At 45.9% G+C, this 17,215-nt stretch carries 2 protein-coding genes; both read left to right on the top strand.

From position 1 onward, the window contains the following. Position 1 precedes the first annotated feature (1 nt). Positions 2 to 15,739 carry a non-ribosomal peptide synthetase gene (locus NQ117_RS07040; protein ID WP_258277261.1) on the top strand — a complete coding sequence of 5,246 codons (15,738 nt, stop codon included), beginning with the start codon at positions 2 to 4 and terminating at the stop codon, positions 15,737 to 15,739. Further along, on the top strand, positions 15,736 to 17,013 hold the full coding sequence (locus tag NQ117_RS07035; protein ID WP_258277260.1) for an MFS transporter: 1,278 nt from the start codon (positions 15,736 to 15,738) through the stop codon (positions 17,011 to 17,013). Before NQ117_RS07040 ends, NQ117_RS07035 begins: the two co-directional genes overlap by 4 nt. Positions 17,014 to 17,215 lie beyond the last annotated feature (202 nt).

Raw genomic sequence — 17,215 nt, 5'->3', positions numbered from 1 at the left:
ATTGAGTCAAGTACAGATACAGAATTTATATCCGTTGGCGCCAATGCAAGAGGGAATGCTCTATCATCACATGTTGGAACCAGACTCTGATGCTTATTTTCAACAAAATGTAGTAGTGGTAGATGAGAGATTAGAAGTGGATTTGCTGCGGCGTAGTTTGGAGATGCTGGTTAAACGATATGATGTGTTTCGTACAGTGTTTGTTTATAAGGATGAAGAACGACCTTTACAGGTCGTTCTCTCCGATCAGGAGACACAGTTTTATTACGAAGATTTTCGAGGTCTATCTGAAGAAGAGAAGCTAGAGCGTTTTGAAGCTTTTAAAAGAAATGATCGGAGAAATCATTTTGATTTGGAAGCAGATGGACTTATCCGTTTAACCGTAATTGAATGGGAAGATGAACGGTTTAAGTTGGTGTGGAGCTTTCCCCATATTATTATGGATGGTTGGTGTCTTGGCATTATAGCCACGGAGTTCTTTGAAGTCTATCAAGCGCTTAAGCAATCACTTCCTATCCAGCTTGGTCCTGTATATCCCTACAGTAAATATATACAGTGGCTTGGCGAGCAAAGCCAAGAAGAGGCGCTGGACTACTGGAGAAACTATGTTGGCTGCATCGAAGAAGAAACGACCCTTCCAGGTCGCAAGATCGGGAACTTAACTGAAGAAAAGTTCGACTTAAAAGAGGTATCTTTCACAGTTGACGAGATATTGACCGACAGCATGGTCCAGTTGGCGCGGATGCATAAGGTGACGCTAAGTACGGTGTTCCAAGCGGTATGGGGGCTATTGCTCCAAAAGTATAACGGATCGCGGGATATTGTATTTGGCACTGTCGTATCAGGCCGTCCAGATGAGGTTGTTGGTGTCGAAGATATGGTCGGCTTATTTATAAATACCATTCCTGTTAAGGTAGACGCAGTGGAAGGTGATACATTCGCAGCAATACTGAGCCGAGTTCAATCTGCGTTCATTGATTCGAATAGGTATTCGTATATGTCATTAGCTGATATTCAAGCTGGGTCTATGCTAAAGCAGAAGCTTATTCAGCACATCATTGTATTCGAGAACTATCCGATTTCCGACGAGATTATGGGCAAAGAAGGCGAGGAAGAATCCAGGCTCGTCAACATTACTGGCTTTGAAGGATTTGAACAAACAAATTATGATTTCGACGTCTTGATTGCACCGGGACGAACACTTGAAATTAGCTTCCGGTATAATGCTGCACGTTATGAAGCCGATATGGTTCGGCGAATGAGCACCCACCTGATTGAACTGATCCAGCAAGTTGTGCTTCATCCAGAGTTAGCTGTGGATCGGTATGAAATTGTAGCAGAGGAAGAACGCAAGTTAATTACGAATATGTTCAACAATACAGCAGCTGAGTATCCTGACCAGACGACGATCGTTGGCCAATTTGAGCAGGTGGTAGCAGCGATGCCGGAGCAAGTCGCTGTTGTGTTTGACGATGCCCAGCTTACGTATCAAGAGTTGAACCTACGAACGAACCAAGCAGCGCGTCGATTGCAGCAGCTAGGCGTTGAGCCAGATCAGATTGTTGCTGTAATGATGGAACGCTCGGTAGAAATGCCCATAGCATTACTAGCCATTCTAAAGGCAGGCGGAGCTTACTTACCAATTGACCCTACGCTTCCTGAGGAACGTATCCGATACATGTTGCAGGACAGCGGCGCTAACGTAATTGTTACGCAGCAGCGATTCGAATATAGTCTCCGTCAACTGCTGGCAAGAGGCGATCAAGAAGGTGCGCTTGCAAATGAGGAACTTACGAGTCTTAACTCGGATATTTCACTCGTAATTGCGGATCAGGGAGAGTTGTACCAAGGGGATAGTTCCAATCTACCATTGGCTGCAGAATCTGAGCATCTGGCGTATGTGATTTATACATCAGGCACTACAGGGAACCCAAAAGGCGTTATGATAGAACACCGCTCGCTCGTCAATCGCCTTCATTGGATGCAGAAGCAATATCCAATTGGAGCGGCAGATGTTATTTTGCAAAAAACACCGTACAACTTCGATGTATCTGTATGGGAGCAGTTCTGGTGGGCTATTCAAGGCGCAACAGTTGTATTTCTTCAACCAGACGGTGAGAAGGATCCTGGGCAGATTGTAGAAGCGATTGCGCGGCATCATGTGACAACGATGCATTTTGTGCCTTCGATGCTGTCTGTATTTCTTGAGTATATGAAGACGCAGCAGGAGGCTGGGCTAGGCAAGCTCGAAAGCCTGCGTCACGTATTTGCTAGCGGTGAAGCACTGAATGTGGAGGTAGCGGAGCGATTCAACTCATTGCTATACCGCGGTGGCATGACGAAGTTAATTAACTTGTACGGGCCAACAGAAGCGACTATCGATGTCTCGTATTTTGATTGTTCGACGGGTGATTCGCTACAACTTGTACCAATCGGGCGACCGATTGACAATACCGAATTATTTGTAGTGAGCAATAGTGGAACGCTGCAGCCAATAGGTGTTCCTGGAGAATTGTGCATAGCCGGGGTGCAGCTTGCCCGTGGATATTTGAACCGATCTGAGCTGACTGCGGAGAAATTCGTACCTATTCCGTTCCGAGCGGACGAGCGTATGTATCGCACAGGCGATCTGGCACGCTGGCTGCCGGATGGAAATATTGAATATCTCGGACGAATCGATCATCAAGTCAAAATTCGTGGATACCGGATTGAGCTAGGGGAGATAGAGGCAGTATTAAGGGCTCATTCTTCTGTGAAGGAAGCTGTCGTACTAGACAGACAGGACGCACATGGAGAGAAGTATTTATGTGCATACGTGGTGGCCCATCCTGCTAATCTGCCTGATGTATCTGAACTACGTGAACATTTGATACGTAAGCTGCCGTCGTATATGGTACCGATGCATTATGTGTTCTTAGATACAATCCCGCTTACAGCCAATGGAAAAATGGACCGTAGAGCACTGCCTACGCCGGAAGGTGGCGTACAAGCTGCGGCCGAATATGTTGCACCGCGGAATGTATTTGAAGTACAACTCGTGCGAATATGGCAGGAGGTGCTCGGTATTCATAGAGTAGGCGTGACGGACAACTTTTTTGATATCGGTGGACATTCGCTGCGTGCAACAACGCTAATAGTCAAAATTCATAAAGATATGAACTGGAGCTTGTCTTTGCGCGATATCTTTCAATTCCCGACGATTGCACAATTGGCGGATTTGATCACAGGTAGAGAAAAGCAAGCGCATGTGTCTATTCCCGTAATCGAGGAGAGCGACTATTATGCTGTATCATCGGCTCAAAAACGACTGTTCATTCTGAATCAGATCGAAGGGGCGGAGCTTAACTACAATATGCCTGGAGCGATGAGCGTTGCGGGTACGTTAGATGTGGAACGGCTGAAAGAGGCATTCAGGACATTGATAGATCGACATGATACCCTCCGTACTAGCTTCGAAATTGTTAACGGTGAACCAGTACAGCGGGTGCATGCGAAAGTGGACTTTGCCATGGAGTTCACGAAGGCAGAAGGAGCAATCGAGGACAATATACGTGAGTTCGTGCGTCCATTTGAATTTCACCAGCCACCGCTTATGCGAGCAGCAGTCATTGAAATGGAGCAAGATCAGCACATCCTTTTATTCGATATGCATCATATCATTTCGGATGGAGTGTCGTTAGATGTACTCACTCATGAGCTATTCAGCTTGTATCGTGATGATGTACTGCCGCCGCTGCGAATTCAATATAAGGATTATGCAGCTTGGCAGCTAGATGATCTGCAGACAGAGCAGAGAAAACAGCAGGAATCATTCTGGCTTGATGTGTTCCAAGGAGAGATTCCTGTACTTAATATGCCTACCGATTTTGTAAGGCCGGCAATACAGCGTTTTGAGGGAGATTCGATCGAATTTGTAATAGGTAAACAGAGAAGTGAGAGGCTGAGACAGCTTGCAGCACATACGGGATCCACGCTTTATATGGTACTGCTTGCGGCATACACAGCACTGCTGCACAAATATACCGGACAAGAGGACGTTATTGTAGGAACACCTATTGCTGGAAGGCCTCATGCAGATTTGGAGCGCTTAATTGGTATGTTCGTGAATACGCTTGCGCTTCGAACGCGGCCGTCGGGCGATAAAACGTTCTATGACTATGTGATGGAAATTAAGGAACATGCTCTAGAAGCTTATGAGAATCAGGATTATCCATTCGAGGAGCTAGTAGAGAAACTAAATGTCCGTAGGGATCTAGGTCGCCAGCCATTGTTCGATACGATGTTTGTGCTGCAAAATACCGAAGAGACAAGTCTAAGTATGGAGGGCGTACATTGGAAGCCATACCCGACAGGACACACAGTTGCTAAATTCGATCTCATCTTCCAGGCAAATGAGCAAGGAGAAGATCTGGTGTGCAGCTTCGACTTCGCTACTTCTCTGTACACTCCGGAAAGCATGCAGCGTATGTCTCAACATTTGTTGCAATTGATCGACGTAATATTGGATAACCCGCAAGCGAAGCTTTCCTCCGTTGACATGATTACGCCGGAAGAGAGAATACAAATCATTGAGGTTTTCAATGATACAGCGGCTGAGTACCCTGACCAAACGACGATCGTTGGCCAATTTGAGCATGTAGTGGCAACGATGCCTGAGCAAGTTGCTGTTGTGTTTGACGATGCCCAGCTTACGTATCAAGAGTTGAACCTACGAACGAACCAAGCAGCACGTCGATTGCAGCAACTAGGTGTTCAGCCTGATCAAATCGTCGCGGTAATGATGGAACGTTCGGCAGAAATGTCCATAGCCTTACTATCCATTCTAAAGGCAGGCGGAGCTTACTTACCGATCGATCCCGCGCTTCCTGAGGAACGTATCCGATACATGTTGCAGGACAGCGGTGCAAACGTAATTGTCACACAGCAGCGCTTCGAACATAGTCTTCATCAACTGCTGGCAAGAGGTGATCAAGAAGGTGCGCTTGCAAATGAGGAACTTACGAGTCTTAACTCGGATATTTCACTCGTAATTGCGGATCAGGGAGAGTTGTACCAAGGGGATAGTTCCAATCTACCATTGGCTGCAGAATCTGAGCATCTGGCGTATGTGATTTATACATCAGGCACTACAGGGAACCCAAAAGGCGTTATGATAGAACACTGCTCGCTCGTCAATCGCCTTCATTGGATGCAGAAGCAATATCCAATTGGAGCGGCAGATGTTATTTTGCAAAAAACACCGTACAACTTCGATGTATCTGTATGGGAGCAGTTCTGGTGGGCAATTCAAGGCGCAACAGTTGTATTTCTTCAACCGGGCGGTGAGAAGGATCCTGGGCAGATCGTAGAAGCGATTGCGCGGCATCATGTGACAACGATGCATTTTGTGCCTTCGATGCTGTCTGTATTTCTTGAGTATATAAAGACGCAGCAAGAGGCTGGGCTAGGCAAGCTCGAAAGCCTGCGTCACGTATTTGCTAGCGGTGAAGCACTGAATGTGGAAGTAGCGGAACGATTCAACTCATTGCTATACCGCGGTGGCATGACGAAGTTGATTAACTTGTACGGGCCAACAGAAGCGACTATCGATGTCTCGTATTTTGATTGTTCGACGGGTGAGCAGCTTCAAATTCTACCAATTGGGCGACCGATTGACAATACCGAATTATTTGTAGTGAGCAATAGTGGAACGCTGCAGCCAATTGGTGTTCCTGGAGAATTGTGCATAGCCGGGGTGCAGCTTGCCCGTGGATATTTGAACCGACCTGAGCTGTCTGTGGAGAAATTCGTACCTATTCCGTTCCGATCGCACGAGCGTATGTATCGTACAGGCGACTTGGCACGCTGGCTGCCGAATGGAAATATTGAATACCTCGGACGAATCGACCATCAAGTCAAAATTCGTGGATACCGAATTGAGCTCGGCGAAGTAGAGACGCAATTGCTAAACGTGGAAGCGGTCAGAGAAGCTGTCGTCATTCCAAGAGCAGACGAAGCAGGGCAGTTGTTGCTTTGCGCTTATTTCGCAGCAGATACACAGCTTACGGCAGCGGATCTTAGAAGCTCACTAGTGCAGCAACTGCCGACCTATATGATTCCATCCTTCTTTGTGCAACTGGATCATATTCCTCTTACGTCTAATGGGAAAGTTGACCGCAAAGCATTGTCTTTGGTAGAGGGGAACTTTGCTTCAGGTACAGAGTATGTGGCGCCACGTACATTACTGGAACAACTGCTCACTTCCGTGTGGCAGGCTGTACTGGGAGTTGAGGCGATTGGGATCCAAGATAATTTCTTTGAGCTCGGGGGCGACTCCATTAAGTCGATCCAGGTATCCTCAAGGCTCCATCAAGCTGGTTATAAGCTGGAAATGAAGCATATGTTCAAAAATGCTACTATCGCAGAGCTAAGCCAGTATGTGCAGCCGTTAGGCATCATTGCGGATCAAGGCGAGGTAAAGGGACAAGCCGAGTTAACACCGATTCAGCATTGGTTCTTCGAGCAGCATTTCACAGACCAACATCACTTTAATCAAGCAGTAATGTTGTATCGTGAACAACGTTTCGAGGAAGCGGCGCTTCGTAAGGCGCTGCGCAAAATAGCAGAACATCATGATGGTCTACGTATGGTGTTCCGTCGCACGGAACAGGGGTATATGGCTTGGAATCGTGGAATTGATGAAGGTGAGCTGTATCATTTTGAAATGGTTGATTTTAAAGGAGCGGAAGATTGTTCTCAGGCAATCGCTGATAAGGCAAGCGAAATCCAAGGCAGTATCGAACTGACGAACGGCCCGCTCATGAAAATCATTCTATTCCGCTGTGTAGACGGGGATCATTTACTTATTGCTATTCATCATTTGGCCGTTGACGGGGTATCGTGGCGTATATTGTTTGAAGACTTGGCGACAGGTTATGAGCAGGCTGTTAAAGGACAGGATATTCAATTACCAAATAAGACAAATTCCTTCCAGTTATGGGCAGAACAGTTGTCAGCATATGCAAACAGTTCTGCGATGAAGAACGAGCGTAAATATTGGAGCTCTATCTGCAATATTGATGTTCCGTCCTTACCGAGGGATTTCAACTCTGAACCTGCTCTGCTGCGAGACATTCACAACGTGTCGGTGAAGTGGACACAGGAAGAGACAGAGAAGTTGTTGAAGCACGCGCACCGTGCATACAATACGGACATGAATGACCTGCTATTGACAGCACTCGGAATAGCTATTCATGATTGGTCCGGAGTGAAAAGTGTCCTTTTGAATCTAGAAGGGCATGGCAGGGAAGAAATCCTTGCGGATATTGACATTAATCGAACGGTCGGATGGTTTACAAGCCAGTATCCAGTAGTGTTGGATATGGATGCTGTAGGGGATTTGAGCTTCTTGATCAAGAGCGTGAAGGAGAACTTGCATCAGATTCCGAGTAAAGGCATTGGGTACGGGATTGTGAAATATTTGTCCGACCAAGCTGAAGATATTGGATGTACCGTCGAACCGGAAATCAGCTTCAACTATTTGGGACAGTTCGATCAAGATTTGAATCAGAATGAATTGACGTTTTCTTCCTATTCGTCTGGAGCAGCAATGAGTCAGAATATGACCAGCCCTTATGTACTAGAGATCAATGGTATGGTCGTAGATGGCGCATTAGAATTTACTTTTAGCTATTCTCATAAGCAATATCATATGGAAACGATAGAGAAGTTGGCAGGATTGTTCCGTTCGAAGCTTCAAGCAATTATTGCACATTGTGCAGCTCAAGAGCGGACTGAACGGACACCGAGCGATTTCCTCATTACCGATATGTCTTTACAAGAACTAGAACAGTTGACCAAGGATACTGCACATTTAGGTCCAATCGAGAATGTGTACCCGTTGACACCGATGCAAAAGGGAATGCAGTTCCACACGATGATGGAACCGAATTCTGGAGCCTATTTCGAGCAAATGACATTTACAATAGAAGGAAATCTGAATGTAGACCTGTTTGAGAAGAGTCTGGAACAATTGACTCAACGCCATGATGTGCTGCGGACAAATTTCTATGCCGGTTGGAACGGTCAAGCCATACAAGTAGTGTTTCAGAATAGTAGAATACGATTCTGTTACGAAGACCTTCGAACAGTAGATGAACATGGTCGTCAGCATCACTTTGACAAATTAGTTGTTGCTGATAGGGTCAAAGGTTTTGACCTTAGTCAGGATGAACTGATGCGGATGTCAGTCGTTCGAACGGGAGAAACAACGTATCAGTTCATATGGAGCTTCCATCATATATTAATGGATGGTTGGTGCTTATTCATTGTTGCGAATGAAGTATTCTCCATATATGAAGCAATTCTGCAAAATAAAGAACCTGCACTGGGCAAAGCATGGCCGTATCGCCAGTATTTCGAATGGCTAGCACAGCAAGATTCAGAAGCTGCTGGCCAATATTGGGCTAATTATCTCGCGGGCTACGAGCATCAGACGTTAATTCCGCAAGCGAAAACTGGGGTGAAAGCTGAAGAGTATGCTGCGCAGAAGGTAGTTGGTTCTCTAGGTAAGGAACTGACCCAACGTATCCAACGGGCTGCTAAAAATCAGCAGGTAACAGTGAATACGTTGATTCAAACTGCTTGGGGAATTTTGCTGCAAGCCTATAATGATACGGATGATGTTGTCTTCGGAAATGTGGTATCAGGAAGGCCAGCTGAAATTCCAGGTATTGAAACGATGCTCGGCTTATTTATCAACACCATTCCTGTACGTATTCGTTGTGAGGAAAGTTCGACGGTTGCAGAAGTAATGCGAAAGGTGCAGGATCAAGCGATTGCCTCTCAGGCCTATGAATCATACCCGCTGTATGAGATCCAGGCGATGAGTAATCAGAAGCAGGGCTTAATTGACCATATTATCGTATTTGAAAACTATCCAGTCGACCAAAATGCTGTAGATGTGGAAAGTGACAGTAGGGATAAACTTGATATTTCAAATATAGAGGTCGTTGAACAGACGAATTATGATCTGAATCTCATCGTCGTACCGGACGAAGAAATTGTCTTGCGGATGGAGTATAACGCATCCATATATGACCAAGCGAGTATAGAACAGATTAAGAATCATTTGATTCATATTATGGATCAAATTGCAACCAATCCTCATGCCAGTGTGAAGGAGCTAGAGCTGATAACGAAGGAAGAAGAGTATCAGTTATTGGAAGTTTTCAATAATTCGACCGTTAGCTATGCAGCGTCTATAGGCGAGAAAACGATCCAGCAGTTATTTGAAGAACAGGTGGATCGCATACCTAATCGGGTAGCCATTGTTCACCATGGCAACGAGATCACGTACCGTCAACTTAATGAACAGGCGAATCGACTGGCTCGCACGCTTAGAGCTGAGGGCGTGGAAGATAATCAGTTAGTTTGTATTATGGCAGAGCGTTCGCCAGAGTTGATTATCGGTATTCTTGCCACTCTAAAGGCAGGAGGGGCATATGTTCCTATTGATCCGGAATATCCGCTAGAGCGCGTTCATTACATGCTTCAGGACTCTGGGGCGAACGTATTATTACTCCACGAACATTGGAGTGAGCGGGTCGTGTTCGACGGTAAGAAGTTAGAGTTGGAAAATGTTAACCATTACCATGAAGACGATTCAAACCTGATCCCTGTCAACCTGTCAGATGATTTAGCGTATGTGATCTATACGTCAGGTACAACGGGAAGACCAAAAGGGGTTATGGTTGAACATCGTTCACTTGTGAATTTATGCAATTGGCATCAAAAGGAGTATAGCGTTAGTCATAGCGACCGCAGCACCTTGTATGCTGGAGTGGGATTTGATGCAAGCGCATGGGAAATATTCCCCTATCTGTTAGTCGGTGCATCTATCTACGTAGTTGATTCCGAGATTAGGTTGGATCCTTTCCAGTTGAACGAATTTATGAACCGAAATCAAATCAGCATTAGCTTTTTACCAACGCAGTTGTGCGAACACTTTATGGAGCTAGATAACCGTTCGCTGCGGGTTCTGCTAACGGGAGGCGATAGACTCCAACGCTATAAGCCGAAACAATACGAACTGTACAACAATTACGGGCCTACTGAAAATACGGTCGTGGCGACGTTTTGCAAGGTTGATGGGGCGGGTGGCACGATTCCTATTGGTAAACCTATCGACAATTGTCAGGTCTATATTCTGAATTCACAGCATCAGTTACAGCCGATTGGTGTTACAGGTGAGCTTTATATTGCAGGAATAGGACTGGCTCGAGGTTATTGGAATCAACCTGAATTAACCGAGGAAAGATTTCTCGCTAACCCATTTGTAGCGGATGAACGAATGTACCGAACAGGTGACCTAGCTAGATGGCTGCCGGATGGATCCATTGTGTATGCTGGGCGAAGTGACCATCAGGTGAAGATCCGTGGATTCCGTATCGAATTGGGAGAAATTGAAGCTCAATTACTGCAGCATCATGGTGTGAAGGATTCAGTAGTCATTGTACATGAGCTTCGTGGAGAGAAAATACTTTGCGCTTATTATTCGGTCAGCGAAGGTGAAGAGATTCGAGTCACTGCATTGAAGGAACAATTAGCTGCTGTATTGCCAGCTTATATGATGCCATTAGCCTTTATGGAGCTGCCGCAGTTGCCACTCACAACCAACGGGAAAATCGACCGCAAGGCGCTGCCGCTACCTGAATTGGGAGAGAATGAGGAAGATTATGCAGCCCTAGATGGCGTAGTGGAGGAGCGGTTGGCGTATCTTTGGAAGGAGTTACTCGGTGTAGAACGGGTAGGAGCAGAACATAACTTCTTTGAGATTGGTGGTCACTCGCTTCATGCATCTGTACTACTGTCCCGAATAAACAAAGAATTCAACGTTGCATTGCCACTCCGTGTGCTGTTCGAAGCGCCGACACTTAGAGATCAGGCAGAACGCATTCAGAAGGCTGCTCCTGCTAGATTCAAGCCTTTGGAACCTGTAGAGAAGCGAGCACTTTATCCAATTACGTCTTCACAGAAGAGATTGTTGATAATCAATGATTTGCAACCGGGCAATACGACTTATAATGTTCCGTCTGTGCTGGAGATAAATGATACGATTACGCCTGATACAATCGAGTATACGTTAAATAAGCTTATTGAACGGCATGAGGTATTCCGTACGTCCTTCGAACTGAGCGCTGAACAGTATTACCAGAGGGTTCATGATCATGTACCTTTTGAACTGACGCGATCCGATCTTGGAGCGGGCAAGACAATCGGCGAGGAAAGGGTAGTACTGGAAGATAAGATGAAGGCGTTTGTCCGTCCATTTGACTTGACGGTGGCACCGCTGCTGCGAGCAGAGTTGGTATCCATTGGCGATAAGAAATATTTGCTGCTCGATATGCACCATACGATAGCCGATGGTGTGTCGAGTGAGATTATGACGGCGGAGTTCCAAGCAATTTGTAAAGGAGTCAACCCTGCTGAGCCGCGTATTCAATACAAAGACTACGCAGTATGGTTGGATGAACTCACAACAAGCGGAGCTATGGAGCGGGATGAACGATTCTGGCTGCAAACGTATGCGAACGACATTCCTGTACTCGCATTACCTACTGATTACCGCCGTCCATCTGTTCAAAGTCATGAAGGCGCAGGGGTGTCGGTTACCATTGAAGAGGCAGATGTGTTAGAGCGGATTCACCAAGTTGCCACTGAGACAGGTACAACCGTATTTATGGTGCTGCTGTCGGTTTACCAGGTGCTTCTGCATCGCTATACCGGACAAGACGATATCATTATAGGAACACCTGTAGCAGGGCGATCTCATGCGGATGTCCAGCGGACGCTTGGTATGTTCGTTAACACCTTGGCACTTCGCGGCAAACCAGAAAGTAGTAAAAGTTTCAATCAAGTTCTTATGGAGTTGAAAGATCATATGCTGCAGGCATTCGATCATCAGATGTATCCATTCGAGGAATTGTTGGATAAACTCAAGCTGCAGCGAGATGTGAGTCGACATCCCTTGTTTGATACGCTATTTACGCTTAGAAGCTCGGTGGTGAGCCAGTCTGAATCAGACGATCGGATGCCATTTAAAGCTTATGATCTAGACACGAATATATCCAAATTCGATTTGTCTCTTTTCGCAGAAGAGCATGATCAGAGCTTGCGGCTTGAAATGGAATATGCAACGAAGCTGTTCCGTAACGAGACGGTGGAGCGAATGCTGGAACACTATGTATGCATCCTGAAATCGGCTCTCGCGAACATCAATCAACCGATTGATAGTCTCACACTGCTTGCCGATAAGGAATTCGCGCAGATTATTGCTGAATTCAATCAAACGAGGACGGATTATCCGCAACAAGCGACAATTCATGGATTGTTCGAAGAGCAAGCTATACGTACTCCAGATCATATAGCTATCTGCGAAGCTGATACAGTGTTGACCTATCAGCAACTGAATGAACAAGCGGCTTGTTGGGCGCATCAGCTAATCGCGCTTGGTGTGGACAGGGAGGAACCAATTGGGCTTATGACTGGTCGTTCGGCTGCTGCAGTCATTGGAATGCTAGGTATTTTGAAGGCAGGCTGCTCTTATCTTCCTATCGACCCTACTTATCCTGATGAGCGAATTCAGTTCATGCTGGAAGACGGAGGAGTTAAGCTGCTGCTGGCCGAAGCGCAAGAACGGATGCAGAGCATTGCTTACAGCGGCACTATACTGAAACTAACCGATGTTCCTTCAGCATCCGCAGTATCTACGCTTCCAACCGCTACTGCGAAGCAGTTGGCCTATGTCATGTATACATCAGGTTCAACAGGGAAGCCAAAGGGTGTTATGGTTGAGCATCGAAATGTCGTGCGACTTGTACAGAATACGAATTATGTGTCGTTCGAGGAGCATGATCGCATTCTGCTGACCGGAAATATTGTGTTTGATGCGTGCACATTTGAAATCTGGGGAGCTTTGCTGAATGGCTTGCAGCTTCATATCGTCCCTGAGCAGGTTATCCTTGACTCGGAGCAGTTGGAGGCTGTTATTCGTACACACGAAATTACAACGATGTGGTTAACGTCCCCATTGTTCAACCAGCATGCGCAGCACAGACCGCATATGTTTGCGCCGCTAAGGCAGTTGTTGGTTGGGGGAGATGTATTATCACCAGGCCATATTCGGAATGTGAAGCAGCAATGTCCAGAGCTGAATATCATTAACGGCTACGGGCCGACTGAAAATACGACATTTTCTTGCTGTTTCCTCATTGAAGAGGAGTATTCTAATATTCCAATTGGAAGCCCAATTGCCAATTCTACGGTGTACATTATGAATAGTCAGCATCAGCTGCAGCCTGTCGGTGTTCCAGGAGAAATAGGCGTCGGTGGTGACGGTGTAGCTCGTGGATATTTGAATCAGGAGCAATTGACTGAGGACAAGTTCATTCCAAATCCATTCGTTCTAGATGAACGACTATACCTCACAGGAGATTTGGGGCGTTGGCTGCCAGACGGTACGATTGAATACTTAGGGCGGATAGACCATCAGGTCAAAATCCGAGGTTATCGTATTGAATTGGGCGAAATCGAGAAGCAATTGCTTGATCATGAAGAAGTTAATGAAGCGTTAGTCATTGCTGTTGGAAACGAGGATCGCCAAAGCTATTTATGTGCGTATGTCGCCTCAGATACGAATCTATCGGCCGTAGAGTTGAAAACTTATTTAGGTTCGCAATTGCCAGATTATATGGTTCCTGTCCGTTATGTCATGCTGGAGCGGATGCCACTTACAGCCAATGGCAAGATCGATCGACGAGCTCTTCCGACACCTGAAGCAGCGCAGATCGTGCAGCAGCAATACGAAGCACCACGCAATGAGATCGAAAGAGAACTGGTTGCTCTGTGGCAAGAGGTACTGGAAGTAGAGCGAATTGGTATTCATGACAACTTCTTCGAGCTAGGAGGACACTCACTGAAGGCGATACAGATTGTTTCAGGGATGAGGATGTTAGGAGTATCCCTCAATTTGAACCAATTGTTCCAAGAACAATCGATCAGTAAGTTGTCCCGTATACTGCCAGAGATCAAGCAAGTGGAAGCTTCCAAGCAAGTAGTGGCAGTCACGAGTGCGGAGGCGGAACAATTATTGTTAGAACATACTGGCCGTGTATGTAGGTTCGTGGTTGAGGAGCACCGAACGTCTGCCCCGTCGTCAGGACGTGAATTGGTAAGGCTAGACATTCAGGCTGCTGCTATATCAGATCAGGAACGTGATCAGTTAATTGAGTTTATTACTGCGCGTGTGCACCAATCTCTTCACCCGCATAGGATTCAGGCGTTAGACGAGTCAGCCGCTGCCATTGAGCATCAGGAAGTGATGTGCGAAGGTTCTGGCACAGATGATTCGATTATGATTGCTGAACGGCTTGGCAAGCTCGCGTCCGAACAATTAGCTTCGATGTACCAGTCGATTGTGAGGGAGCCGATTGCCGGTACACAACCGTTGGCGGGCATACAGCGTTATCATCTGCTGCATCCAGACTTTTCGGGAACCGTTCTTGATTTGGACAGGTATATCCGGACAGATATGTTGAGCGAAGCGATTCGTCTACTTATGGATAAGCACGATTTATTACGCTGTACGCTGTCCACTGCAGCAGATGTGCCTCAATGGGTGGTAAGAGAAACGCCGCAAAAAATAGTCATTCCCGTGGTAGATCTGTCGCCATATCCGTCTGCATTGTCCGAGGAAGTTCTGATGAAGCTGTCATCCATGTGGTTGTATGAACCATACGATACGGAAGCAGGGCTACCTCTATATCGAGTATTTCTAGTCAAGCTGAACTTACGGGAGAATGTTCTCGTATTGCCATTCTCGCACATGATCTTCGATTACATGAGTAGTGATCTGATCGGCCGCGAGCTGCTCCAACTTTATGAACATCTAGAACGTGGAACTTCACTACCTACGGTCGAATATCGCAGTTACCATGAATATTCGGCACAATTAAGTCGTGGTCCACAAGGCATGAACGAGCAGCAGCTTCTTGAAAAGATGAACCTGCATCAGTATGCGGACAACGCGGACACCGTTGCACAAATGCTGGCTCGAAAGGAAATTGGCAAGCCTACCAAATTCTCTTGGACGCTTGAGTGGGAGAATGATCAAAAGCCAACGGCGGAGTTGATGTGGCAGGTCGCATATTGTGAGCTCATCCAGATATGCTCTACCTATTTTGGCGTCGATCAGGTGCCAGTGTGGGTGACACATTTCGGAAGACACTATGAGCAAGCAACATTCTACAATATGATTGGCGAATTTATAGACCAGATTCCTATACTGGCATGTTCATCGGATGATCCTGAATCATTGGTAGCTGCTGTTAAGGAACGAATGGATATGGCTGTCCAGCACAATATCAACGTGATGAGCTTGATGTATGATGATCAACTTGCCCAGCAATACGCTGAGGCGAGTGAACTGCTTCGGAAGAGCCTAGAAGGAATGCCTGTTATCTTCAATTATGTAGGGGAAAGTGTCTTAGGAGAACTCGGGCAAGTCATTGAACATGCACAGCACCATGATACAGAATTCAATGATCGAGTGATCATGTTTACTGCACGCACCTCAGGAGAGCAATTGAACTTGTCGCTTGTACTGCCGTTTGTTGAACAATTTGAATGGATGGAACAGTTGATAAAGTTCCATGCTCGACCTTTAGGCCCAATTCTGAAGCATGAGGTACAAAACGGATGAAAAATAAACTATTAAGCAACCGTCCCTTCATCTTTTTTTACTTATCACGTACATCAGCTAATATTGCTGACAGTATCTACACGGTCGTATTGCTCTATTTCATTCAGAGTGTGACGGAGTCTGTTTCTTACACAAGCTTTACGTACTCCGCCATGTCTGCAACAGCTATGCTTAGCTTTCTTGTAGGTCCGTTAGTCGATCGCCACTCACCGCTGAAGATTGCGAGTATATCGCTGCTTGTACAGGCAATTATTATTTTTTCCGTCCCCTTCTTAATCGGGGTGCCCTCATTTGGGATGATGTTGGTGCTGGCGTTGGTGTTCGTAGCATCTTGCTTCTCACTGCTGTTTTACCCAGCCAACAACAAGCTTATTCCCATACTAATGGGTTCGCAGGACGAGATAGTTAAGGCGAACTCGCTAATTAATTCGACGGATCAAGTCATTAACATTATTGGCTATTTGGTAGGTGCATCGATTATTGTTTGGATAGGGATGAATAATACTTTCTTCTTAGCGAGTGGGCTGCTTCTGCTAGCAGGGTTAATCTACTTACGAATGAGCCAAAGACTGACCATTCCTACGCTTGTAAAGGAGGATTCAGCTAAGGAGTCTAGTTCCTATTTTACTGAACTGAAGGAAGGATTCTCTTTTGTAAAAGGCAACGTAATAATGAGATCCATGCTTCCTTTTTATGCGCTGATTAACTTTTTGCTGGCTATCGTTATTATTACACTTCCTTCTTTGGGAGTAGCCGCTGGTTCGCCTATCTATTATAGTCTCATTTATATTGCATTTTTCATTGGGGTAATTAGTGGTTCGATATTAACGAATCATGTACCTAAAAAAGGCTTCGTTATCGCGTTGGCTTGGATTTTCATGGGGATATCGCTTTGTGTATTTGCTATTGTGCAGGGGATTTGGCTCAAGATGGGGGGCATACTGCTGATGGGTATTAGTACGGGGCTCATCAATGTGCTGCAAACATCGTTAATCCAAATTTCAACGCCGACTAATTTGCTTGGAAGGGTCATGTCGTTCCTTCAATCGATTTCCTTTGCTTCGATGCCCTTAGGTGCTCTAATTGGTGGAATGTTGACACTTCGTTATCCTTTAGAAACCGTGCTAACCTATAGTGGGGTACTCATTATAGCTAGCGGATTGATTCTCGCGTGTATTAAAACGATACGTACGCTTATCATTCAAGAAGAACCGAATGAGACGCAGCAGCAGACGGTTGTGGCGGAATCTAGCGACAAGTCGATGGAAGGCTAAAGGCTAGCAGGCAATGTTTCTACTTTGTTATAAAGGCATATGCTAATGGTGGCAGCATGCGATGAAGTAGATGTGAGAAATTGATGTGCACTCCTTATAGTGGATTGGGAAAAACACGAAGTGTTTGGACCGATTACGGCTATAGGGAGTGCTTTTTATTATGTAGTAAGGGGGTAGGATTTATGAATGATAGGATGGTTTT

It is taken from the genome of Paenibacillus sp. SC116 (assembly GCF_024733555.1).
Taxonomy (GTDB): Bacteria; Bacillota; Bacilli; order Paenibacillales; family Paenibacillaceae; genus Paenibacillus_B.
The sequence above is the reverse complement of the archived record's forward strand: the minus strand, read 5'-3'. Positions and strand labels throughout refer to the sequence as shown.

Bases quoted from the DNA above. Each gene is read 5' to 3' on its own strand.
- NQ117_RS07035 (WP_258277260.1), top strand. From the start codon at position 15,736: ATGAAAAATAAACTATTAAGCAACCGTCCCTTCATCTTTTTTTACTTA.